Annotated in this window: 17 protein-coding genes; 13 read left to right on the forward strand and 4 right to left on the reverse strand. The window is 37.6% G+C overall.

Going from position 1 to position 24,307, the window contains the following annotated elements; all coding sequences use genetic code 11:
* Positions 1-518 precede the first annotated feature (518 nt).
* From H3T55_RS04785 to H3T55_RS04795, 3 genes are all read left to right on the forward strand, one after another.
* Complete coding sequence (locus H3T55_RS04785) at positions 519-3,155, forward strand: calcium-translocating P-type ATPase, PMCA-type (RefSeq protein WP_225533565.1); 2,637 nt, start codon at positions 519-521, stop codon at positions 3,153-3,155.
* Between the two features lie 1,082 nt (positions 3,156-4,237).
* Positions 4,238-6,184, forward strand: a complete 1,947-nt coding sequence (locus H3T55_RS04790) for a KUP/HAK/KT family potassium transporter (RefSeq protein ID WP_225533715.1) — start codon at positions 4,238-4,240, stop codon at positions 6,182-6,184.
* 114 nt (positions 6,185-6,298) lie between these two features.
* On the forward strand, positions 6,299-7,588 hold the full coding sequence (locus H3T55_RS04795) for a hemolysin family protein (protein WP_225533566.1): 1,290 nt from the start codon (positions 6,299-6,301) through the stop codon (positions 7,586-7,588).
* Between the two features lie 56 nt (positions 7,589-7,644).
* Here H3T55_RS04795 and H3T55_RS04800 read toward each other — a convergent pair whose 3' ends face one another.
* Complete coding sequence (locus H3T55_RS04800) at positions 7,645-8,229, reverse strand: hypothetical protein (protein WP_225533567.1); 585 nt, start codon at positions 8,227-8,229, stop codon at positions 7,645-7,647.
* A gap of 196 nt (positions 8,230-8,425) precedes the next feature.
* Between H3T55_RS04800 and H3T55_RS04805 the strand changes: the two genes are divergently transcribed.
* The 10 genes from H3T55_RS04805 (at position 8,426) to H3T55_RS04850 (ending at position 20,679) form a co-directional block, all read left to right on the forward strand.
* A complete protein-coding gene (locus H3T55_RS04805) occupies positions 8,426-9,151 on the forward strand; it encodes an epoxyqueuosine reductase QueH (protein ID WP_225533568.1) in 726 nt (241 codons plus the stop codon).
* A 167-nt stretch (positions 9,152-9,318) separates the two neighbouring features.
* On the forward strand, positions 9,319-11,583 hold the full coding sequence (gene metE, locus H3T55_RS04810; RefSeq protein WP_225533569.1) for a 5-methyltetrahydropteroyltriglutamate--homocysteine S-methyltransferase: 2,265 nt from the start codon (positions 9,319-9,321) through the stop codon (positions 11,581-11,583).
* Positions 11,584-12,447, forward strand: a complete 864-nt coding sequence (gene metF, locus H3T55_RS04815) for a methylenetetrahydrofolate reductase [NAD(P)H] (RefSeq protein WP_087640894.1) — start codon at positions 11,584-11,586, stop codon at positions 12,445-12,447.
* Positions 12,448-12,851: 404 nt separating this feature from the next.
* On the forward strand, positions 12,852-13,757 hold the full coding sequence (locus H3T55_RS04820) for a signal peptidase I (protein ID WP_225533570.1): 906 nt from the start codon (positions 12,852-12,854) through the stop codon (positions 13,755-13,757).
* A gap of 68 nt (positions 13,758-13,825) precedes the next feature.
* Positions 13,826-15,073, forward strand: coding sequence for a hypothetical protein (locus H3T55_RS04825; protein ID WP_225533571.1), 1,248 nt, complete (start codon positions 13,826-13,828; stop codon positions 15,071-15,073).
* Between the two features lie 36 nt (positions 15,074-15,109).
* The gene (locus H3T55_RS04830) at positions 15,110-15,847 is read left to right on the forward strand and encodes a cell wall protein (RefSeq protein WP_087640896.1); all 738 of its coding nucleotides are present in this window, start codon (positions 15,110-15,112) and stop codon (positions 15,845-15,847) included.
* 13 nt (positions 15,848-15,860) lie between these two features.
* The gene (locus tag H3T55_RS04835) at positions 15,861-16,703 is read left to right on the forward strand and encodes a BsaA family SipW-dependent biofilm matrix protein (RefSeq protein ID WP_225533572.1); all 843 of its coding nucleotides are present in this window, start codon (positions 15,861-15,863) and stop codon (positions 16,701-16,703) included.
* An 11-nt stretch (positions 16,704-16,714) separates the two neighbouring features.
* The gene (locus H3T55_RS04840; protein WP_225533573.1) at positions 16,715-17,335 is read left to right on the forward strand and encodes a hypothetical protein; all 621 of its coding nucleotides are present in this window, start codon (positions 16,715-16,717) and stop codon (positions 17,333-17,335) included.
* A gap of 115 nt (positions 17,336-17,450) precedes the next feature.
* Positions 17,451-19,670: a MucBP domain-containing protein gene (locus H3T55_RS04845; RefSeq protein ID WP_225533574.1), complete on the forward strand. Its 2,220-nt coding sequence runs from the start codon at positions 17,451-17,453 to the stop codon at positions 19,668-19,670.
* A 307-nt stretch (positions 19,671-19,977) separates the two neighbouring features.
* Positions 19,978-20,679 carry a recombinase family protein gene (locus tag H3T55_RS04850; protein WP_225533575.1) on the forward strand — a complete coding sequence of 234 codons (702 nt, stop codon included), beginning with the start codon at positions 19,978-19,980 and terminating at the stop codon, positions 20,677-20,679.
* A 58-nt stretch (positions 20,680-20,737) separates the two neighbouring features.
* Here the strand turns inward: H3T55_RS04850 and H3T55_RS04855 are convergent, their stop codons facing one another.
* The 3 genes from H3T55_RS04855 to H3T55_RS04865 form a co-directional block, all read right to left on the reverse strand.
* A complete protein-coding gene (locus tag H3T55_RS04855) occupies positions 20,738-21,889 on the reverse strand; it encodes a pyridoxal phosphate-dependent aminotransferase (protein WP_225533576.1) in 1,152 nt (383 codons plus the stop codon).
* A gap of 109 nt (positions 21,890-21,998) precedes the next feature.
* Positions 21,999-22,721, reverse strand: a complete 723-nt coding sequence (locus H3T55_RS04860) for an amino acid ABC transporter ATP-binding protein (RefSeq protein WP_225533577.1) — start codon at positions 22,719-22,721, stop codon at positions 21,999-22,001.
* Positions 22,714-24,177: an ABC transporter substrate-binding protein/permease gene (locus H3T55_RS04865; protein WP_087640903.1), complete on the reverse strand. Its 1,464-nt coding sequence runs from the start codon at positions 24,175-24,177 to the stop codon at positions 22,714-22,716. The genes H3T55_RS04860 and H3T55_RS04865 overlap by 8 nt, the downstream gene beginning before the upstream one ends.
* Positions 24,178-24,307 lie beyond the last annotated feature (130 nt).

Here is a 24,307-nt window from a genome sequence, read left to right on the forward strand (position 1 = left end):
TTTTTTACTTCTAGTTATACATGCAAAGTAATTAGTTGAATTTCTTGTTCATAAACCAAATGTTGTCTTCATTACATTTTCTACATTTCTTAAAAATATTTTTTTAATCAAACTATCTTTCTATGCATTCTTTTCTTTAAATGGGACTGAATCTTCAGTGTTTTTATGCATATTCACTATTTGTAAAGATGTTTTTATGATTTTTTACTTTACACATATAGGTGTTGAAAGGTGAATCGTGCTCTGCTAACAATTTTGTGTTTACTCATTTCATGCTTCGAGAAATTCTTCAATACTACTGATATGTCCTCCTTCCTTCTATAATTATAGTAACATAAAAAGTAAGCGTTTTCAACAAAAAAGCTTCTTTTTTTATAAATTATTTAGTCAAATAGTAGCGGAAGCTAGAAAGAAAAATGAAAAATTACCCATATTTATTGAAGTCTGAAAAAAAAACATGTTATAGTGAATATAGCCACTATATTAATAGAAGGAAAAAATAAGAATGGGGGGATAGGATGGAAGCATATAAACAACCTATCGAAACAATTATTAAAGAGGTAAATACAAATAGAGAGCAAGGTTTAACGGAACAAGAAGTAAAAAAGCGATTAGCTGAACACGGCGCAAATAAGTTTCAGGAAACAAAGAAAGATTCCGTTTTAAAAAAGTTTTTCCACAGTTTATCAGATTTTACAACAATTATCTTGTTAGTTGCAGCAGCTATCTCGTTTTATACAGCGATCGCAACTGAGCATGGTGATTACTTTGAGGGAATCCTGATTATTGCGATCGTGATCATTAATGCAGTGCTAGCGATCGTTCAAGAAGGAAATGCAGAAAAATCACTGGCAGCTCTTCAAAACATGAATAAACAAAGTAGTGCGGTTTTACGTGACGGCAAAGTGGAAACGATCGATGCAGAAGCTGTTGTCGTAGGAGATATACTTGTTTTAGAATCAGGAGCGATGATCACTGCAGATGCCCGTTTGATTCAAACGGCTCAACTAAGAGTGGAAGAATCAGCGCTGACAGGTGAAAGTGAGCCGATCGAGAAAGATTCAGAATACATAATAGAAAAGGATGCACCACTTGGAGATCAGTTGAACATGGTCTTCAAAGGATGCACAGTTGCAAATGGTCGAGGCAGAGCAGTGGTTACAGCAACAGGGATGCAGACTGAAATGGGTAAGATCGCGGGTCTGTTGAATGACGATGTGACACAACAAACACCATTGCAAAAGCGTTTAAATCAATTAGGAAAACGAATCAGCCTGATTGCACTAGGAGCCGCGGCGATTGTTTTTATTATTGGACAGTTACAAGGGGAACCATTATTAGAAATGTTTATGACGGCTGTTTCATTAGCAGTTGCAGCTGTACCTGAAACGTTGATGGTCATCGTTACATTGACGCTGGCTTTTGGCGTGCAGAAAATGGCGAAAAAACATGCGATTATTCGCCGTTTACCAGCAGTTGAAACACTCGGGACCGCTAATGTCATTTGTTCGGATAAGACAGGGACGCTTACCCAAAATAAAATGCGTGTCAGACGTGTCTGGTCTCGTGGAGATGAAGTGACGGATACAGAAGACGCAATGACAGATGAAGCGATGGAAGTGTTAAAAATGGCTGCTCTTTGTACGGATGTGATCGTGGACAAAGAGGGTGACGATTTAGTCATTCAAGGAAATCCAACAGAGGCGGCAATTGTGCGTGCAGTCGAAGAAAACTACCATACAAAAGCTGAGTTAGAAGAAAAATACCCAAGAATTGGCGAAATTCCATTTGATTCAGAGCGCAAAATGATGACGACGGTTCATAAAATGGGGAAAAAATATATTTCTGTTACCAAAGGAGCCTTTGATGTCTTATTGACCCGTTTTCGTTTTGGGGATTTGGATCAGGCAGCCGTAGTTAATGATCGATTCGGAAAAAGGGCTTTACGAGTGATTGCAGTCGGTTATGCGATCTATGATGAAGAACCTACTGAAATTACTTCTGAAGCCTTAGAGAAGAATTTAAGGCTATTAGGATTGATTGGGATGATCGATCCGCCGAGACCTGAAAGTAAAGGCGCAATTGCCAGAGCTAAAAAAGCGGGGATCAAAACAGTAATGATCACAGGAGATCATGTGGTGACTGCTGGCGCAATTGCAAAAGAATTAGGTATTTTACAAGACAAAAGTGAAGCGTTGACTGGTTCAGAGTTACAACAAATGTCTGATGAAGAACTGGATCAACGAGTAAAATCACTTTCTGTTTATGCACGGGTAACACCAGAAGACAAGATTAGAATCGTAAAATCATGGCAGCGGACAGGTGCTGTGGTCGCAATGACAGGAGACGGTGTCAACGATGCCCCTGCTTTAAAGGCCAGCGATGTTGGTTGTGCGATGGGGATCACTGGAACGGATGTAGCGCAAGGCGCAGCAGATATGATTTTAACGGATGATAACTTTGCCACAATTGTTGATGCAGTAGCCCAAGGACGTGCTGTTTACAGAAATATCCGCAAAGCAGTAAATTTTCTGCTGAGCTGTAATATTTCAGAGATTTTTATTGTATTGATTGCTATGCTTTTAGGTTGGGGTGCACCGTTCACAGCGGTACAACTACTATTTGTCAATGTAGTTGCAGATGGCTTGCCAGGTTTTGCTTTAGGGAAAGAACCTGCTGAAGCTGGTATCATGGATGAAGCACCAATTCCTAGAAATGAAGGGATTTTTGCGCGTGGTTTATGGAAAAAAATCGGAATCAATGCTTTTGTTTTCACCGTGATCACACTCTTTGGTTTTTATTTAGGGGCAAATGTTGATTCCGTATCATATTTCTTTGATGCAAGCTATGAAGTAGGTCAAACTGTGGCTTTCTTGATCTTAGCTTACTCATCGATTTTACATGTATTCAATGTCAGAAGCACTCAATCGATATTTAGAGTAAAACTTGCAACGAACAAATCATTATTTGAAATGGCAGTACTAGCTGTGATTATCACCACAGTGATCGCATTAGTGCCATTTACACAAGATTTATTTGGCTTAGTACCGATTGGTATGAATCATTGGCTATTGGTTTTTGGTCTTTCTATCGTACCGATTTTCGTGAATGAAATGATTAAATTCCATTATTCTTCAGACGAAGAGGAAGAATAAAAAAGACGATAAAATGGCTTGGAATACTGTCTTTAGCAAAGGCAGTATTCTAGGTCTTTTTTTGTAGAAAAAACGAATAAAAAATATTTATATAAAAAGACTTGCTAAAATAGTGTGAGAGTATTATAGTTGTTATCAAAATCAGTTATTTTTTTATTGATTTTGTTAATTAAATAAAAAATTACAACCACTATTTTTATTTGGCTGACCAAATAAAAATCTTAGGGGAGTAGCGACATAGTTTACTATGTTCTTAGATCAACAGCTAGTGTGAATAACACTGGTCTAGGAATGAAATTGCGAGACCTAAGTGTAAGGACCAAGTGTCGTTTCACTTAGGTCTCTTGTTTTGCTTTTTAAGGGAACAAACATCTGAAAAAAAGTGGTTGGAAAGATGTATTGTTGTGCTTTACAGGTATTCCCTCGGAAAAAAGATAAAAACTGCCAGTGATAAAAAGCATCACTTTCAGGTTTTCCTATTTTTCGTTTGGGACAGATCGAGCCTGTACAGCTTTTGCATCGTCTAGCTTCAAGAGCTAGTCTCTCGGAAAAAAGATGACTATTGCTCGTGGCAAAAAGCACCACGTCCAATAGTCCCTATTTTTCAGTCGAGACTGACCGAGCTCTTTCAGCTTTTGCATCATCTAGCTTCAGGAGCTAGTCTCTCGGGAAAAAGATGACTATTCCTCGTGGTAAAAGCACCACGTTCAATAGTCCCTATTTTTCGGTCGAGACTGAATGAGCTCTTTCGGCTTTTGCATCATCTAGCTTCAAGAGCTAGTCTCTCGGAAAAAAGATGACTATTGCTCGTGGCAAAAAGCACCACGTCCAATATTCCCTATTTTTCGATCGAGACTGAATGAGCTCTTTCAGCTTTTGCATCATCTAGCTTCAAGAGCTAGTCTCTCGGAAAAAAGATGACTATTGCTCGTGGTAAAAAGCACCACGTTCAATATTCCCTATTTTTCAGTCGAGACTGACCGAGCTCTTTCAGCTTTTAATTTTAGGAGGAGAATCTTGTGGGAGAGAAGTCTAAGTTTTCGCATCATCAGAAATTGACCGCTGCTGGTCTTTTAGTGGCTATGGGGGTCGTTTATGGCGATATCGGAACTAGTCCGCTTTATGTAATGAAAGCAATCGTTGGAGATAATGGCGGTCTTCAAAATGTGTCAGAGAACTTTATTATTGGAGCGGTGTCATTGATTTTTTGGACACTGACGATTTTAACAACGATCAAATATGTTGTGATTGCTTTGAATGCGGATAACCATGGTGAAGGAGGGATCTTTTCTTTATATACGCTTGTGCGTAAAAAAGGGAAGTATCTGATCATTCCGGCGATGATCGGAGGAGCTGCGCTTTTAGCAGATGGTGTCCTGACTCCAGCTGTGACTGTGACGACTGCAATAGAAGGATTACGTGGTATTCCAATATTTTTCGAGCGTTTCGGAAATGATCAAAATATTATTGTGATCATTACGTTAGTGATCATCCTTGTGCTGTTTTCAGTGCAGCGCTTTGGGACAGATGCTGTTGGTAAAGCATTTGGACCAATCATGTTTGCTTGGTTTACTTTTTTAGGTATCATGGGTCTGATCAATTTTGGACAAGATTGGACGGTATTGCGGGCGTTGAATCCCTATTATGCGATCCATCTTTTAATGAGCCCTGAAAATAAGCTGGGGATTTTTGTTTTAGGGAATGTCTTTCTTGCAACAACTGGTGCAGAAGCATTGTACTCTGATTTAGGTCACGTAGGAAAATATAATATACGTGCAAGCTGGCCGTACATCAAGGTCTGTTTAGTACTGAATTATTTAGGTCAGGCTGCGTGGATTTTAAGTGCTAAAAATGATCCATCGATTTTAGCGATTGAAAACTTGAATCCATTTTTCCAAATGATGCCGAATAGCATGATGCTGTTTGGAGTTGTGTTTGCTACGATCGCAGCAGTCATTGCTTCACAGGCTCTGATTTCAGGTTCGTTTACTTTAGTATCAGAAGCGATCAAATTAAAATTATTACCAAGATTAAAAATCATTTATCCTGGTGCGAATATCGGTCAAATGTATATTCCGGCTGTGAATACACTGTTATGGCTGATTTGTTCATTGATCGTAATCACATTTAGAACATCTACACATATGGAAGCCGCATATGGACTTTCGATCACAGTAACGATGTTGATGACAACTATTTTGCTTATGTTCTATCTTCTTCAAAAAGGTGCACCGCGCGGAATTGCTTATCTTATTACTTTATTCTTCGGCAGTATTGAATCGATTTTCTTTGTGTCGAGTATTGCAAAATTCTTCCATGGTGGTTACGTTGCTGTGGGGATCGCCCTTTTGATCCTTAGCGTGATGACGATTTGGGAATGGGGCAATATCATCAAAGAGAAAACATCAGATACAGTGCCTTTGAAGCAATATGTGGAGCAATTGCGGATGTTGAAAGAGGATACTTCTGTACCAAAATCTCAAACAAATGTGGTCTTCATGACTCCTGATTTGATCGGTGAAGAAATTGGCCGACCAATTATTTATTCGATTTTAGATAAACAGCCGAAACGGGCAAATGTTTATTGGTTTGTCAATGTTGAAGTAACGGATGAGCCTTTTACGAAAGAGTATTCTGTTGATATGATGGGGACTGATTTTATCGTTCAGGTTCAATTGTATCTTGGCTTCCATGTGGCTCAAGAAGTAAATATCTATATTCGCCAAATCGTTCATGATTTGATGAAAGACGGCCGTTTACCAAAACAACCACAAAGATATTCCTTGACTCCTGGTCGTGAGGTTGGGGATTTCCAATTTATCATTATTCGGGAAGAGCTTTCAAAAGTTACTGAGTTAAAAAAATGGGATCGTCAAATCATGCAATTGAAGCTGGCGATCAAAAAATGGACGACCACTCCGGAAAACTGGTTTGGTCTGGAATATAGTGAAGTGAAATATGAGTCTGTACCATTGATCATTGGTGATACACGTAAAACACGATTAAGAGAAAGAAAACCTGTGTTATAACGTCAAAAAGCTTTAGTCCGTTGATTGGGCTGAAGTTTTTTTGATTGCTCTTATTCGCACAATTTGGATTAGACAAGTATAATAAGCACAGAGAAGAAAAACGAGGTGTAGGAAATGCTTGCAATTAATTTTTTTATTTTATTTTTAATGATCGCTGTTACTGCTTTTTTTGTAGCAAGCGAATTTGCTCTAGTGAAGATTCGAATGTCTAGATTGGAACAATTAAAAAAAGATGGAGTTAAAAATGCTGAACTGGCGATCCACGTCACACATCATTTAGATGCTTATTTATCGGCAAGTCAGTTAGGGATCACTTTGACTGGATTGATCATTGGTTGGGTCGGTGAAGGCTCTGTAGCTGCTTTACTACATCCTTTGATCGGCAACTTACCGATCAGTGCAGCATTGAGCAGAACGATTTCTATTATTTTAGGTTTTGCATTGGTGACTTATGTCGATGTTGTAGTAGGTGAGTTATTACCTAAAAGTTATAGCATTGCGCAAACAGAAAAAGTTGTTTTAGCTATAGTTAAACCGCTGCATTATTTTTATAAAATCATGTATCCATTTATTTGGCTGTTAAATCATTCGGCAGCTGGATTAGGAAAACTATTAGGGATCAAACTAGTTTCAGAAGGTGAAGAAACCTTGACTCAAGAGGAATTACTTTTTGTGGCAGTTGATTCTTATAAAAAAGGTGAGCTCACAAAGGAAGAGTATCATTATATGGAGAATGTCTTTGAATTTGATGATACCCTCGCAAAAGAAATTCAAGTCGATCGGACATCGATGGAAGTTTTTGAGGCGGATGAAACGGTCACACAAGCGATACAGCATTCTTTAAAACGAGGACACACAAGATATCCTGTGATCGAAGAGTCAAAAGACCAGGTACTGGGCTATGTTACCTTGCCGACATTGATCAGAGAATCTTTTGTAGATGGAGAAAGAAAAGTCTGTGATCTAGTCGAAGAACCGATCGTAGCTCTAGCGACAACACCTATCAAAACCTTGTTGACAATGATGCGTAAAGAGGGAAAACATATCGCGATTTTAAAAGATGAATATGGCGGAACTACTGGAATGGTCACGATCGAAGATATTTTAGAAGAGCTTGTTGGAGATATTCGTGATGAAACGGATTTGGAAACGGCTCTGATCGCAAAAGAGTCAGAGAATACGTATATCATCTCAGGAAAAATCACGCTGGACGATTTTGAGCGTTATTTCAAAGTTAAAATACCAGAATTTGAAACGTCTGAAATGTCGACCTTAGCAGGATTTATTGTTGAACAAAAGAATACTCAAATTACAGTTGGGGATCGATTCGTATTTAATGAATTTACTTTTGAAGTCATGGATTATGAGCATGCACATATTGATTATTTTAAAGTAACAAAATAAAATAAGAGTGAGACAAACTGTTTTTTGACGTTTGTCTCACTCTTTTTGTTAAACTATTAAGCTCTATGATAAGTCAAATCAGAGGGACCGAAGAAAGAGCCTGAAACAGACATTTGGGAGAAATTCTCTAAATCGATGTCATGAACAGTCAATGTGAAGTCATTATCAGGAACGTGATTTCCTTCTGCGTCATACACTTCATTTGTGATGAGTAGGCTTTGATTTTGTTCGTCCCAATTTAAAGCTGCTAATTTAATAGAAAAAGCACCTCCTACACCTGACATAGGTGCTATGCTTGCAGTTTCACCTGAAAATGAAGCGGACCATTGTATCCCGTTAGCATCATTTTCAGTTGAACGCCATTCGCCCATTAGTGCATTGTAAATCGTTTGTGGATCTTTAGGAGTAGTTTCAGCAGTAGTGCTTGTTTCAGTGTTGGTTTCTTCGTTAACCGATGATGGAGTCACATCTACTGTGTCGGTAGTCTCGATTGTTACTGTAGCATCTGTTTTGGCTTTAGTATCCGTTGTCACTACTTGAGTAGATGTTTTTGGTTGTTCAGATTTGCTCTCCTTTTTCCCACCGCACGCGCTTAACGTTATTAATAGTAGAGTTGCCATAAGTAATGTTGATTTTTTCATTGTGTAACCTCCTTTTGATATATCTATTGTAACTTTAAAGAAATGTTTTTGCAATACAATTGTAATAAAAAAAGACTGTTATATTTATTGTATCGAGTATAGGTAATTGCATTCATTTTTGCTAAGAGAGTAGATAAATAGGAATAGAAGAAGTAAAATAGAACGTATCGTACAACAAATCTTGGAGGTGATTTAGGTGATAAACGTAACAGAAATAACAGAAAAATTATCTCCAAATCAAAAGATCAATTATGATCATGTCCTGCAAAAGCTGATTGCAGATTGGGAAAAACGGGCGATTCGCCCAACTATTTTACTTCATAGCTGTTGCGCACCTTGCAGTACGTATACACTTGAGTACTTAACGAAATACGCGGATGTGACGATTTATTTTGCAAATTCCAATATCCATCCTCGGGCAGAATACTTGCGGCGTGAAATCGTTCAAAAACAATTTGTGGAAGCATTCAATGAACGAACGAATAATGATGTTCACTTTTTATCTGCCCCTTATGAACCTAATGATTTCATGCAGATGGTCAAAGTAAATAACTTGTCTGAAGAACCAGAAGGTGGTAAACGTTGTTCTGCTTGTTTTCACATGCGCTTGGATATCGTTGCTGAAAAGGCACAAGAATTAGGCTATGATTATTTTGGCAGTGCGCTGACTTTGTCACCAAAGAAAAATAGTCAATTGATCAATGAAATTGGGATCGATATTCAAAAATTTTATGCAACAAACTATCTACCAAGTGATTTTAAGAAAAATAATGGGTATAAGCGTTCGATCGAACTTTGCAAAGAATACGATGTCTATCGTCAATGTTATTGCGGTTGTCTATTTGCCGCAACAAAGCAAGGTGTTGATCTTAAAATGTTCAATAAAGAGGCAAGAGAATATTTAAAAGATCAAATGGAATAGCCAATAAGGCAGATGAGAGAATTACGCAGCTCAAAGAAGAGCAGCGTAATTTTTTTGTTCATTTTTTAATATAGCTAAAAACTATATTAAATGATAGGAAATAAGTGTTATCCTATATTTCTTTCTCGTGGTAAAGTAGTTGAAATACCTTTTGAAGGAGGAAATGTATGAAAACATCGATTATTGGCTTTCCCAGAGTTGGGGAATTACGGGAATTAAAATTTGCGACAGAAAAGTATTTTAGAAAAGAGATCACAGCAGATGAACTGGAGACTACGGGAAAAGAGTTGCGGAAAAAGCACTGGCAGCTTTTGGTCGATCAGGGAATCGATTTCATTCCTAGTGGTGATTTTTCTTTTTTCGATACAACATTGGATACAGCAGTCTTGCTGAATTTAGTACCGAAAAAATATAAAGAGTTAGAGTTGTCGCCGCTTGAAACATATTTTGCATTGGCAAGAGGGTATCAAGGTGAAGCTGGTGATGTAACGGCATTAGCAATGAAGAAATGGTTCAATACCAATTATCATTACATGGTTCCGGAAATTGATGATGAAACGGAGCTTCAGCTAGTTGGCAGTACGCTAGTCGATACCTTTAAAGAGGCGAAAACCCTGGGAATCAAGACACGTCCAACGATATTGGGTCCTTTTACATTATTAAAATTGGCTACTTATCACGGGCAAAAAGGTGCCGAAGATTTTTATCAAGCAGCTATTTCAGCATACAGTCAATTATTTACAGAGTTATCCAAAGAAGAGTGCGAATGGCTTCAGATCGATGAACCAGCATTAGTCTTAGATTTGACACAAGAAGAAAGCAAGCAGTTTAAAACATTGTATCAAGCATTGCTTGCTGAAAAAGGCGATCTAAATATTTTAGTTCAGACATATTTTGGAGACGTTCGAGATGTGTATCAGGAATTAGTTGATCTTCCTTTTGATGGGATCGGTCTAGATTTCGTTGAAGGAAGAAAAACACTAGAATTAGTGGAAAAATATGGTTTTCCAAAAGATAAATTACTTTTTGCAGGGATTATAAATGGGAAGAATATTTGGGCAAATGACTATCAAAAATCGTTAGCGCTGATCGAAAAGCTTCAATCAGCCGGTGAGATTGTTTTAAATACGTCTTGTTCGTTACTGCACGTTCCTTTTACACTAAAAAATGAAACTTCTTTGGGCGTTGATGTAACGAAACATTTTGCTTTTGCTGTTGAGAAATTGGCTGAAATCAATAATGTGAAGAAAATCAATGAAGACAAGCATCTCAATCAAGCGTTATTAGAAAAAAATATCAGCTTATTTAAACAGGAACGCTATACTAAAAATGAACAATTGGCACAGAAAATCGAACGTTTGACAGAGGATGATTTTGTTCGTAGGCCAGTCTTGGTAGAACGTGCGGCTATTCAAAAAGACAAATTGAATCTGCCGATTTTACCAACGACAACGATTGGTTCATTTCCGCAAACCAAAGAGGTAAAACAAAATCGTGCTAAATTCAAAAAAGGTGAGATCACAGAAGCAGAATATACTGCGTTCAATCAAGAAAAAATTGCTGAATGTGTCGCCTTTCAAGAAGAAATTGGCTTAGATGTTCTTGTTCATGGTGAGTTTGAGCGAAATGATATGGTAGAGTATTTTGGCGAAAGTTTGGATGGCTATTTGTTTACTGAAAAGGCATGGGTGCAATCATACGGCACTCGTTGTGTGAAGCCGCCGATCATCTGGGGGGATGTGTCACGTTCGAATCCAATGACAGTTTCATACTCTAAATATGCTCAAAGCTTGACAGATAAGCCTATGAAAGGAATGTTGACAGGACCTGTAACGATTTTGAACTGGTCATTTCCGCGAGAAGATATTAGTTTGAAAGAGTCGACATTGCAGCTAGCTTTAGCTATTCAGGAAGAGGTTTTGGATCTAGAAGCTAATGGAATCGAGATCATTCAGATCGATGAAGCAGCTTTACGGGAAAAATTACCGTTGCGTCAATCCGACTGGCATTCTGAATATTTGGATTGGGCGATTCCGGCGTTTCGTTTAGTGCACAGTAAAGTCCAACCAACGACTCAAATTCATACACATATGTGTTATAGCGAGTTTGCGGATATTATTCGGGATATCGATAATATGGATGCAGATGTGATTTCGTTTGAAGCCTCTCGTTCAAATTTAACGATTTTAGATGCTTTGAAAGCTATTGATTTCCAAACACAAGTGGGACCTGGTGTTTATGATATCCACTCACCACGAGTGCCTTTAGTCGAAGAAATAGAAAAGACGATCCATAATATTTTAAAAAAGTTGCCTGTTGAAAAAGTTTGGGTCAATCCGGACTGTGGATTGAAAACGCGTGGAGTGCCCGAAACACATGCAAGCTTGAAAAATTTAGTCCTCGCAGCTAAACAGGTACGTGGAGGGATTTAAATGAGAACAGATGCCTTGTTTAAAGAAAAAACTGTTTTTTCTTTTGAAATATTTCCGCCAAGAAGAACAGCTCCTGTAGAGACGATTTATCATACGTTAGAACGTTTAAAAGGACAACAGCCTGATTTTATCAGTGTTACATTAGGCGCTGGCGGCACAGGAAATAATTTAAGTACAGCAGATATTGCTCAAAAAATACAAGAAGAACAATTTTTGCCAAGTGTGGCTCACTTACCTGCTGTCAATTTTTCTAAAAATGAGGTCATCGCAATTTTGGATGAATTAAAACAGAAGAAGGTCGAGAATATTTTGGCATTGAGAGGAGATATTTTACCTGACAAAGAACCTAAGAAAGACTTTGTTTATGCGAATGATCTCATCACATTTATTCATGAACAAGGACAATTCAATATCATCGGTGCCTGCTATCCTGAAACGCATAGTGATGCCGCGAGCTCGGTAGAAGATATTCAAAATTTGAAGCGAAAAGTAGATGCGGGGACGAATCAACTGATCACACAATTATTCTTTGATAATCACTACTTTTATACCTTTAAAGAAAAATGTGAGATAGCAGGAATCGATATACCGATTCAAGCAGGGATCATGCCTGTTGTAAATAAGAAGCAAATTGAACGAATGGTAAAAATGTCGAACGTGACTCTGCCAACAAAATTTTTGAAGATGATGGAGCGCTATGAACACAACCCAGAAGCGATCAGAGATGCCGGCATTGCTTATGCAATTAATCAAATTGTAGATTTGGTAGCTCAGGGTGCAGATGGTATTCACTTGTACACGATGAATAATCCTTATGTAGCACAAAAAATCAGAGAAGCGACGCGTAGTCTATTTGAAGCGTAAAAAAATGAACTGTATGGAATGACTGAACAAAGTTATTCCATACAGTTTTTTTCTGTTCATAAAATTAATTTATTTATAGATATAACTGTCCCTTTTTTAAGTTTTAAAATAACATTAAATTACATTTATTTTTTTATTTAAAAATAACTAAAACTCTATTTTTTCATTTGTATGTATATATAACAAAATAGATTCGGTTGTGTTTTAAAGCATTTTTAACAACTTTTTAAACATTGATAAAATAGATTTTTAAGGAAAATCAAAAATCCATTGATTTAAAAAATAACATGTAGTATCATTTTTTTAGGTGGTAAAAAATAATTACATTTAGGTAACCTTATTGATATCTAGTTAGAGTTTTTCTTATGTAGTAGTAGAAAAAGTAATGAGTGGGAGGGAAGAATATGTCAAAAAGAACGTCTGCCAAAAATTTAGACAATTTTAGTGAAAGAGTACCTACAAAGCAGCGTCCTAAGCGTCGTTCTCAGAATAGAAAAGACTATGATCAGTTACGTCCGAAGGTTGGAAAATATGATGAAGCTGATACGAAGCCGAGACGAAAATCAAAACCAAACACTGATAGAAAAAAAGGCACCTCCTTTGAAAGAGGGGATAAAGCTACTAGGCGTCAGCGAATTCGTAAAGAAGAATCTTTTCAAAATCAGAGGATGAGAAGGCGTCATGACAGACAAGATCCCCAAGTTACTGAAAAAAAACCAGCAATCATGATTTTTTCTTTTTTTAGCAACTTATTTTTTTACGTAGTAACCATCGGAATTATTATGATGGCGGTGATGTTTTCCTTCAGTTCAAAATCTACAGCTTCGATTTTCGGCTATCGTTTCTATACAGTGTTGACGAATTCGATGGTTCCGCAAGAAAATGGCCCAAAGGGTGGTTTTTATGCTGGGGATATCGTGATCGTCAAAATGACAGATGGAACAAAAGTAAAGAAAGATGACATCGTGACGTTTGCTGTTGGCGATGGTTCCCGCTATTTGACACACAGAATGGTCGATCGTAAAGATGAGCTGAATGGCGAAAAAGGTGATTTTTTGATCACTAAGGGGGATGCTAACAAAAGTAATGATCCGCCGATAGCTGCAGATCGTGTATTAGGTAAAGTGATCGTAGCAGTTCCAAAAATCGGTAATCTTTTAGATTTTATTCGGGAAGAATTTTGGGCATGTCTGATCTGTGTTCTTTCTTTATACGGATTTTTCTTAGTATTGAAAGCCTATTTGTTTTCACCCAAAGAAGAATATATCAGAAGAAAAAAGACATCAAAACATCCAGCATATGGACAGTGATATTAGCACGTCGTCTTTTGATGGCGGCGTGAGAATATAAATTATTATCTTTAGGAGGATAAAGAAAAATGAAAAAGAACAAAAAGAAAAAGTTGGTAGCTGCTGCACTTTTAGCATTATTGGCAGCAGGAGCAGGTACTTTTGCGTGGATCAATTCTCAAGATCAACGAATCAACCGTGTGAAGACTGCAGCAATCAAAGACGGTAGTGTCAGCGTTGAAGAGTTGTGGAATCCAAAGCCGATCGTACCAGGAACTGATGCAACGAAAGAAGTAGCAGTGACAAATTCTGGGAATACGCCTGTTTTTGTGCGCGTGTCTTATGAAGAAGTATTAAATTATCTAACAGAAAAAGGTGCAGTGACAAATCGGACTGAAGGTTGGGAAAAGAGTGCTACACCAGCAATGTCAGATGATGTACCTGTAGAATTTGACGGTGAAAAGTATACAGCAGCCGGCAGCGGTTATACAGATGTGACAGGAAAAGTAAAAGACAGTCAAGGAGCGGCTTTACCAACTGGAGTTAAAGTCTATGCAAAAGGGTCTGTCACAAAAGATCCTGTGACTGGCGATGAAAATACTACGTTTAGCTACTCTGCATTTTTCGAGTATAGTTCTGGGAAATTTCAGGCAATGACGACAGACATTTCTGTGAAAAGCGGCAATACGGTCGGCTCATCAGCAGAAGACTGGGAATTTGTCATGAATAAAGCTGAGTATTCTGTTTATAAAGGTGGTTACAGTAATAACGTAGCCAACTGGGCGGCATCTACACTAGAAGGTGCATCAGCTGAAGCAACTGCAGCAAAAGCCTCTTTACTGGGGAGTGCAGGAAAGAAATACGATGTAGATTATGACTATAAAGCAACAACTTTGGGTCTTACGAGCATTCCAGCAGCGGCACCTGCAACAGCAGCTGAACAAATTCCGACAGCTTCATCAGATAAAAAAGGTGTTCAAGCAGATAAAGCAGCTCTGGGCATCAGCGGGATTCATATAGAATATGGGACGGATATGACTGTAACGACAGCTTTAGCAAATAATAAGTGGGCATACAATAAAGAAGATGGCTATTTCTATTTCACAAGCCCGATCAATTCAGGTGCTACAACTCCGCACTTGTTGAAAAAATTAGTATTTACAAATGCAATAGGAACGGAATATACAAATGCAACATATGACTTGATCGTAAAAATGGAGGCTATTCAAGCGACAAAAGAAGCCTTGACAGATACGACTGGTTGGAGTTTACAAGGCGCAGATGGTTCAGAGACAAAAACGATCACTGAATATCTAGCAGGCCAAGCAGCAAGTTAATTTTTTTAGAAGGATAAATTAGGAAGGGGAAAAATCATGCTGCAATTACTGGTACAAAAACGTCTGCCGAGTCTAGTTTTATATAGCTTAGTAAGCATTATGATCACTTTTACTAGCGGAACGCTTTTAGCTGTTGCAAGTCAAACCCTTCCTCCAGGATTGATCATTGGCGATGAGACGGGGATATCTGCTTCTTCGGAAGGAGAATATTATGTCGATTTGCCAAATGTTCTGCCGGGAGAAAGTTATGAAAAAATAATTACGATTCGCGGTTTAGATATCAAAGAACCATTTGAATTGGGAATTTTAGTTACGCCAGACTCATCGAAAGGGCTTATCGATTTTAATCAGCTGATTACTTTGACTTTGACCTTGGATAATAAGGTTTTATATCAGGGACCTTTGTTAGGCAATGGAGAATTTGATTGGACAGTTCAGCCATTGATCATCGGAACGTGTGAGTATGGAACAGATCAAATTTTAACTGCTCGTTTTGATGTCGATAAAAATTTTACAGCAGCTGATTTTAAAGAAGAAAGCCAATTACTTTATCATTGGACATTTGTCGCCACAAAAAATCAACCCGAAACACTGACTTCCACAAGTAAGGAGCCAGTGTCTAAGGAAAAAGAACAGTCTAAGGGGATGTTTCCTCTGACAGGGGAAGAAATCAGAAATTTGATTTATAAGATTTTAACAGGATTACTATTGGTGTTGATCAGCATTCTGCTATGGAAGAAGCATAAAGAAGAACCAAGTAAAAAAGGATCGTGAAAGGGGGCTGCAAATGAAAAAAGGAAAACGTCTATTAAAAATTATTCACACACATAAATTGTTGTGGGGCTTATTTTCTATTGTTTTAAGCTTATTGCTTGTCGTAGGGACTACATACTCTTGGATTACATATAGTGATGACAGGATCAATCGAAATAAGCCTAATAGTAAACAATTTTCTGTTGTGATCGATGAATTATTTACCCCAAATTTGCAGTGGAGCCCAGGTACAGTAACAGAAAAAAGATTACTTATCAAAAATGACGGACAGCTTCCTGCATTTGTCCGAGTCTCTCTTTATGAATTTCTTGCTCATTTTGAACTAGATATGGTTGATGGTACAGGAAATGGCGGATTAAAAATCAGTGCTGTATCGAGTGGAACAGATATGTCTGGAGATGATGCAGAGACATGGGAAAAAGGCCGTACGTATAAGCTTAAGACTGGTCAGTATTATACTGTATCCGAAGTTTACAAAGGGGATAAATCAAAACCAAACACAGCATATATCTACAACGGAAACCGGCCAGCCGATGGTCTAAAATATTTGATGATCAATTTCAATAATCCGGATATTTTTGATAAGGACAATCAGCCAAGTAATGAGAGAAGACATTATTGGTACTATTCAGAAGGGTATTTCTATTATTCAGAAATGCTAAAACCAAAGGAAAAAACAAAAGAATTGATTCAGAATGTGAGCTTGGACAAGAATTTGCCGAATAAATATAAAGGCTCATTGTATCAGCTAGTCCCTATTATGGACAGCCATGACAGTACGAAATCTTTGTTGGAGGATTGGGAGATTCCTGCTGGTTCGTATGTGGAAGTTATGTACCATGATAAAGTACATTAGGAGGACTTAAGATGAAAGAGCAAAAACAAACGATTTATTTTGTCTGGTTATTACCGTTTTTTGTTCTGTGTTTAATCATGGGAGGAATCACGGTTTATGCTGCGATGACGATGCAGGAAGAAAAAGTGAATCGTTTTCAGATCGGAAATCTGCAAACAAAAATCGATGAAGTGTTTACTGAACCGACAACGATTTTACCAAATAAAGCAGTGGCAAAGAAAGTCGATATCACCAATACAGGAACACTCGATCAATTTGTACGTGTTTTGCTGCAGCCGGAAATTAGTATAGAAAAAGAAGGCGTGAGAAGACTTTTACCATCAAAAATCGGGGATGAGGTATTGCTGGATGTGAATACTAGCCAGTGGCGAGTGGGTGAAGATGGATACTATTATTATATGGATATTTTAAAACCTGGAGTGAGTCATGCGGCGAAGAATTTATTTACGCAAGTAACGTTGAAAAGTGGTCTAGGAGCAGAATACCATGGAGCGAAGGTTAGTTTATTGGTAAAAGTGGAAGCAATCGATTGTAATAAATATTCCTATCGTGATGCTTGGTGGCAAGGAGCGGTACCTGTTCAGAAGGAATTGCTGGACATCGACAAACAGCTGGCTATTAAAGCTGAATAAAAATAGGCACATGGGATGTATATTCCATGATTGCCTTTATACTCAGCACTTATGAAATGAGTGTTTTTAATGGAGAAATCATTGATTTGATAAGTAGTGATCAAAAGGAGAGAATATGAAAAAAAGAGAACAAAATTTGAACCAGAAAATAAAAGTAAAATGGTTGTTTCTATTGTTGCTTGCTTTGGTTGTTGGAGGTTATTTGTTTGTAAGTCAAGGCAATTTAAGGGCTTTTACGATCATCAATAAAGGTGAATTTTCTTTAAAAGCTGAAAATCGTTGGGATGGAACTGAGAAGAAAAGTTATTCTTTTTTAGAGTGGGGCGCTGTTAATGGATTAAAACAGTCGGGTTATCAATTGTTTCAATCAGAAGATGGTGTAACTTGGAATGCTCGTTCTATGAATTACGGAAAAACGATCAAAGTTTTAAATATTTATCCAGATACAGTAGATGCACGAAATCTAAAAACCTGGATGGATAGTTTAGGACTAAAAAATTCAAAAGGAGATAGATTGATACAGGTAAGTTATGTTGCTCAAATGGTTTTTGGGTTGGACCCTGATAGCCATCTAAAAAACGCTAAAGGGGAGTATTTATATGATGTTATTATGTTTGGTTCATGGGATTATAACAATCATGTAGATATTTCAGTCGCGGCAAAAAATGCAACACAAGCATACATCGATAGCGGTAGAGGTGTATTATTCGGACACGATACGATCACTCCGAATGATCGAGGGCATACTAATTTTAATAGTTTTGCCAGTCAGTTAGGGTTTAAACTACAAGCATCATCTTTTCAACTTGGTAGTACATCTGTAAAAATCAATAACAATGGCTATTTGATGAAATATCCATTTGAACTACAAAATGATTTAACTTTAACGATACCTTTGACCCATACTTGGGGACAGGGAATATTACCTGGCTCCAGTACGATCAAATGGCTGGAATTTCAAGAACCATATAACTGGAATAAGCCTGGAGATGGCAGCGCTGATGCAACCTTTTATTTAGCTACGAACAACAATTTAGGAATGATTCAAACAGGACATAGTAATGGTCAATCAACGATGGATGAGCGCAAGATCATTGCGAATACCTTATATAATTTAGCTCAAGTATCTTTAGAAACAACAGCACAAGATTATACAGTAAAGGATGATCGGGCCCCTAAGCTAGTAACTGCTGCTCCGGTGCCAAATACTAGTATAGAGAATTTTAGTATAGAAATCGATAGTACTGATGTAGGAAAAGAGTATCAGTGGTATGTAGAAGCGGATACAAGAGACGATGGCTTGAAAAAATCTGATGTAGTGAAAGAAACCATCACTAGTAATATTGCTGGTTATTTTTATAAGATCGATAATTCTGCAGCATCCAATTTAAATACTACTGTAATAGGATACAAAGATGAATTTGGTCGAATTTCTTCTGATCGTTATGATATTTATGTAGCACCTCAAGGAACAACAGATAAAAATGCAGTAGACTATGATCCCTTAAAAGATGCAAATTTAGTTACATACAATACAAAAGGAATAATTAGCGGTATCAATGGTTTAGCTGATTATAATAAATATCTACATGTCGTTACTGTTGACCGTGCAAATAATGTTAGCAGAGTGAAGACGATCCCGCTCAAAGATCTAATACCATTAGCTAGAGTCACTGAAAGATACCTAGATACAGAAGGAAAAGAGCTTCAACCAGAAACGTATAAAGATATAGTCAAGGGAGACCATTATACTCAACGGATCAAAAATCTGAACGGTTATGCTGTAGATAGCTATCAGATCGACCGTGCAGAAGCTGTACCAAGTACAGGTGAGACAACTGTTTCGATTGATAGCGTCACTCAAAATATGACAGTCACTTATTATTACAATAAATTGATTCAATTGAATCTTAGACAAGTTGTACTTGCAAGTCAGGAGGAAATTGTTGTACCAAAAAAAGGATATTTACAGCTAGATAACGGATACGTAGATAAAAAAAGTAATTTGTTTAATGTAGCCGTTGATTCCGGAGTAGCGCAGGAACAAGTGTCATACACAAGTGTGGTCATTGCAAAGCAGGCAACCCATCATCAAGTTTCTGTAAAAGTACTCCCTCCTGAATATTATTCATACAGTGGTTATACAGTCACTAAAGACAACAGTATTCATGATAGTGGGATAAGGGTAAATGGTGAAATTCGTTTAGATATTACTGAAACTACTGGCTATTGGTTAACTATTTATATAGAACCTTCTATTGAGAAAGGGCGTTCGCCAGTGCCTTATAATTGGGATTATCAACGAAATAAATTAGGAGAGATCCAAATGAAGTAGGTAGATTTAGTGCAGTATGTTTCGGTGTAGTTTAAAAGAAGATATTGATATCCACACTAGCCAATAATGCTGCTAAAGAAAAAGCTTGAACTATCACTTTTAATCTCAATTTTGGGAGGATAGGCATGTATATACTATTGATTGTATCGTCAATCATCATTTTTATTCACAGCTTACTGCTTGTGTATATTATCCAAAAAACTACAGCATTGACGGATAAGATCGAGCAGTTATCACACAAGTTTGTGTCAAAAAAGAAGGGACGATCTGCGTTACGAAAAAGAAGTGAGCAGAGGAAGTAAAGAAGATGAAATTAGGTTATGTTCATGGGCATAAAGTAGATCAACAATATGATATTTTGGAATCATATGAAGTAGACGAAATTTTTTCGGATATGGATCAAAGTTATGAGTGGATATGGAAAGCTGACAGCGAGCTGCAACGATTATTGGATTACTCAGAATCAGGAGATAGTGTGGTTATATTCTCTTTAGAGGTAATATCGAGAGACTATCAAGTACTACTTAAACTATTCAGCGAGTTGGAGAAATTACAGGTGGAGCTAATTGTTTTGAGCTCACCAGAACTGACATTACGTGAGTGGCGGCAAGTACTCAGTTGGGTTGCCGGAAATGATCGCTTATTGTATCCAAGAGTAATTAGTGTCAAAATGAATCGAGAAAATGAAAAAAACAGGGGAAGTTATACTGTATTTAGCAGAAAGTCAGAAGCTAAAAAGCTCTATCGAGAAATTTTTTGGCTACTTGTCAATAAGCGAAAAATAAGAGCAATTGCAAAAGAAAAGGGAATTCCTGTTGAAACTGTTTTTCGAATTCAGCAAGAGGTCAAGCGAATGAAGCTAGCGCTGATTTTCAGTATTTGTTTCCTTTTGGCGATCACCACGATCAAACTCACTGAAAATTTTTCAGATAATCTATTGATCCAGATCGTAGTCTGTATTATTACGACAATGATCATACTTTATAATGCTTTGTCAGATAGTGAATAGAAATAAAAAAGAGTTGTCCTTTTCAGTGTTTTTTTGGAAAAGGACAATTCTTTTTAAGTTAAAAGGACATCTTTTCAATTCGATCAAAGGCCTCTTTTAAAACGCTGATATCCTGAGTAGCAGCCAAACGTACATACTCATCGCCAGTAGTTTCACCAAATGCTTTCCCTGGGATCATCAGGACGTTGGTTTCTTTCAATACTTTTTCAACAAAAGGAACAGAAGTAAGATTTGTTTTAGAAATATTGATGAAGGCGTACATGCTGCCTTTCACTGGATGCAAAGATAGAAAAGGAATTTGAGCGATTCGTTGCTCTAGATACTCTAAACGTTCCTTAAACACAGAGACTACCTTAGGAACCAACTGCTCAGCATGAGTAAGAGCATAAATCCCAGCTTGCTGCGATGGGCTTGGAGCTGAGTACGTGATACTTTCATTTATTAGTTTAGCAGCTTCATTAATATAATCTGGTGCGATCATATAGCCGATTCGCCAACCTGTCATAGCAAAAGCTTTTGAAAAGCTGCTGAAAGTAATCGTATGTTCTGGTGCAAAAGAAGCCATGGGTACAAACTCATCATAAAAACAAAAAGCTTCATAGACTTCATCTGAAAGAATATAAAAATTATGTTCGATCGCAAGTTCTGCGATTGCTTTAAAGGTTTCAGGTGAAAAAACAGCACCCGTTGGATTGTTAGGCGAATTGATAATGATTGCTTTTGTCTTGTCAGTGATCGCTGCTTTTAAGACCTCGATGTTGATTTGAAATCCATCTTCTTCATAAGTAGGAATGAACACTGGTTTTCCACCTGCGAAGATCACTTGATCTTTATAAGGTGAGAAATAAGGTTCGTGAATAATTACTTCATCATCAGGGTCTAACAGAACTTGTAAAGTCAAATACATCCCATGTAAAGCACCAACTGTAGCACGAATTTGTGAAGTCTCAAAGGATAACCCGTACTGTTTTTGATAGAAAGCTGAAACAGCTTCGAGAAATTCTTGACTACCGCCTGAAGCAGTATATTTTGTATGGCCCTTTTTCGCATCGTTGAATGCTGCGTTGATGATCGTTTCATCGGTGATCAAATCGGGATCTCCAATTGATAGATCCAGTAAATCTGGTACTTGTTTTGCTAAAGTAGCAATATCCATTAGAATATTTTCTGCTGGCGTTTGGTGACGTTGAGCAATGTTTGAAATGTCCATGTTTTTCCTCCTGTTACGTTATGTTTACTTTATTTATTTTATTCCTAATTTGCTAATTGTTAAAGAGGGCAAAGCAAATGAATGATCATTTACTCAGCCCTCTGCGCTATTATAGTACTTTTCTTAAAAAGTCTTGTGTTCTTGGATTTTTTGGTTGTCCGAATATTTCTTCCGGAGTTCCTTCTTCTTGAACGATCCCAGCATCCATAAAAATCACGCGATCTGCTACTTCCCGGGCAAAGCCCATTTCATGTGTCACAACGACCATAGTCATTCCTTCGACGGCTAAGGCTTTCATTACAGATAAAACTTCGCCAACCATTTCTGGATCAAGTGCAGATGTAGGCTCATCGAACAACATTACATCCGGGTTCATCGCTAAAGCTCGGGCGATCGCTACACGCTGTTGTTGGCCACCAGATAGACTTGATGGATAACTGCTGCTTTTATCTTTTAAGCCGACCTGCTCTAATAGGGCTAGGGCTTTTTCTTTTGCCGCTGTAGGCGATTCTTTTTTGACTTTGATCGGACTGATCGTCAGATTGTCCAATACAGTTTTATGTGGGAAAAGGTTGAAGTTTTGAAAAACCATGCCCATTTTTTGACGCAAAGTATCAATATCAGTATCTTTATCCAGTAAGTTTTTTCCTTCAAATTCGATCACACCGTCTGTTGGTTGTTCCAGTAAATTCAAACAGCGAAGAAATGTACTTTTTCCGCTACCAGATGGGCCGATGATCACGACCACTTCTCCAGCTTTGACATCTAAGTCGATGCCCTTTAAGACTTCATTTTTTCCAAAGGTTTTGTGTAAATTTTTAATATTAATCACTAGTACTCATTCTCCTTTCAGCAACACCTAATAGGCGGGAAATAGTAAAGGTCAATACAAAGTAAATCAATGATACAACAAGATATGGCAAGAATGGTTTGAAGCTGGCTCCTTGTACATTTCCGGCTTGGAAGATCAATTCAGAAACACCGATAACTGAAACAACGGAAGATTCTTTGATAACTGTTACAAATTCATTTCCAAGTGCTGGTAAGATATTTTTGATTGCTTGAGGTAATATGATATAACGCATGGCCTGTGGCTGATTCATACCAAGAGAACGAGCGGCTTCTAACTGCCCTTTGTTTACGGCATTGATTCCTGCACGAACGATTTCAGCGACATAGGCACCACTATTTAGGGCCAAGGCTATACAACCAGCTGCGATTTTCGATAAGTCCAGTCCTAATACACCAGTACCAAAGTAAACGATAAAAATTTGTACTAATAAAGGAGTACCACGGACATATTCGATATATGCAATTGCAATACCGCGCAGAATTTTTGATTTAGACAATTTCATTAGTGCTAGCAAGCCACCCAAGATCGCACCGAATAACACACCCATAAAGGCTAGAAAAATCGTGTAGCCAGCGCCGCTAATGTAAAATTTACCATATTTTCCAAGGAAACTCTCATCATCTGTAAACATCAATTTTCCGGCTTCTTTTTTATAGCCTTCCAATAAGTTATTGTCATTGATCGTTTGGATCGAAGCGTTGACTTTTTGTTCTAAAACTGGTGCATTTTTTGGAATAGCGACAGCTGCGTCTTTTTCTCCTTGTTCGAATGTGACATCTGCAAAAGTTAAATTAGTATCTCGATCCACATAGGCTTCTGCTACAGGGCCTTCTAACACAGCGGCCTCTACTTTTTTATTCTTTAAGTTCATGATGATATCAGGAACCTTTTGTAAAGAAGTCGGCACAGAACCAATTAATTCGGTTTTTGCTAGTTCTTCTTGCGTCGTTTGCTTTTGAACGCCGACTTTCACACCATCAAAATCATTTGTCGATTGAAATCTATCCTTATCATCTTTTCTGACAACCACTTTTTGCTGGACAGTCATGTAAGGATGAGAGAAGTTAACTTCTTTTAGACGTTCGGGTGTTGGCGCCATACCTGAAATGATCAAATCGATTTTTCCAGTTTTCAAGGCACCTAATAAGGCATCAAAACCTAATTCTTCGATTTTTAATTTTACCCCTAGATCATCAGCGATTTTTTGAGCGATAGAAATATCGAACCCTACGATCTGGTCTTTGCCATCAACGTCTGCATGGAATTCATACGGTGCATAGTCAGCAGACAGCCCGACAATCAGTTCGCCTCGTTTCATAATGCTGTCGTAGACAGGATCTTCCTCTTGAGCAAAACTAGTAGTTGCAGGAAGAAAGGTTAAGAGTACCAGTAATACTGGCATAATGAGTGCTAAAACTTTTTTTGGTAGTTTCATTTTTTTGTCTCCTTTGTAGTAGATTAGTGGAAGTAAGCAATACTTCGATTGATTTCTGATAAATATACTGAAAAAATCAAATAAATGTATAAAAATTTATTGTTTTCGGATGTGATTTATCATATCATAG

The organism is Enterococcus sp. S22(2020), from assembly GCF_020295385.1.
Classification (GTDB): Bacteria; Bacillota; Bacilli; order Lactobacillales; family Enterococcaceae; genus Enterococcus_L; species Enterococcus_L dunnyi.

Excerpts from the sequence above, each read along its gene's own strand:
- H3T55_RS04845 (WP_225533574.1), top strand. The coding sequence starts at position 17,451 with ATGAAAAAAAGAGAACAAAATTTGAACCAGAAAATAAAAGTAAAATGG.
- H3T55_RS04820 (WP_225533570.1), top strand. The coding sequence starts at position 12,852 with ATGTCAAAAAGAACGTCTGCCAAAAATTTAGACAATTTTAGTGAAAGA.
- H3T55_RS04855 (WP_225533576.1), bottom strand. The coding sequence starts at position 21,889 with ATGGACATTTCAAACATTGCTCAACGTCACCAAACGCCAGCAGAAAAT.
- H3T55_RS04865 (WP_087640903.1), bottom strand. The coding sequence starts at position 24,177 with ATGAAACTACCAAAAAAAGTTTTAGCACTCATTATGCCAGTATTACTG.
- H3T55_RS04825 (WP_225533571.1), top strand. The coding sequence starts at position 13,826 with ATGAAAAAGAACAAAAAGAAAAAGTTGGTAGCTGCTGCACTTTTAGCA.
- H3T55_RS04785 (WP_225533565.1), top strand. The coding sequence starts at position 519 with ATGGAAGCATATAAACAACCTATCGAAACAATTATTAAAGAGGTAAAT.
- metE (WP_225533569.1), top strand. The coding sequence starts at position 9,319 with ATGAAAACATCGATTATTGGCTTTCCCAGAGTTGGGGAATTACGGGAA.
- H3T55_RS04850 (WP_225533575.1), top strand. The coding sequence starts at position 19,978 with ATGAAATTAGGTTATGTTCATGGGCATAAAGTAGATCAACAATATGAT.
- H3T55_RS04795 (WP_225533566.1), top strand. The coding sequence starts at position 6,299 with ATGCTTGCAATTAATTTTTTTATTTTATTTTTAATGATCGCTGTTACT.
- H3T55_RS04840 (WP_225533573.1), top strand. The coding sequence starts at position 16,715 with ATGAAAGAGCAAAAACAAACGATTTATTTTGTCTGGTTATTACCGTTT.
- H3T55_RS04830 (WP_087640896.1), top strand. The coding sequence starts at position 15,110 with ATGCTGCAATTACTGGTACAAAAACGTCTGCCGAGTCTAGTTTTATAT.
- H3T55_RS04835 (WP_225533572.1), top strand. The coding sequence starts at position 15,861 with ATGAAAAAAGGAAAACGTCTATTAAAAATTATTCACACACATAAATTG.
- H3T55_RS04790 (WP_225533715.1), top strand. The coding sequence starts at position 4,238 with ATGGGGGTCGTTTATGGCGATATCGGAACTAGTCCGCTTTATGTAATG.
- H3T55_RS04800 (WP_225533567.1), bottom strand. The coding sequence starts at position 8,229 with ATGAAAAAATCAACATTACTTATGGCAACTCTACTATTAATAACGTTA.
- metF (WP_087640894.1), top strand. The coding sequence starts at position 11,584 with ATGAGAACAGATGCCTTGTTTAAAGAAAAAACTGTTTTTTCTTTTGAA.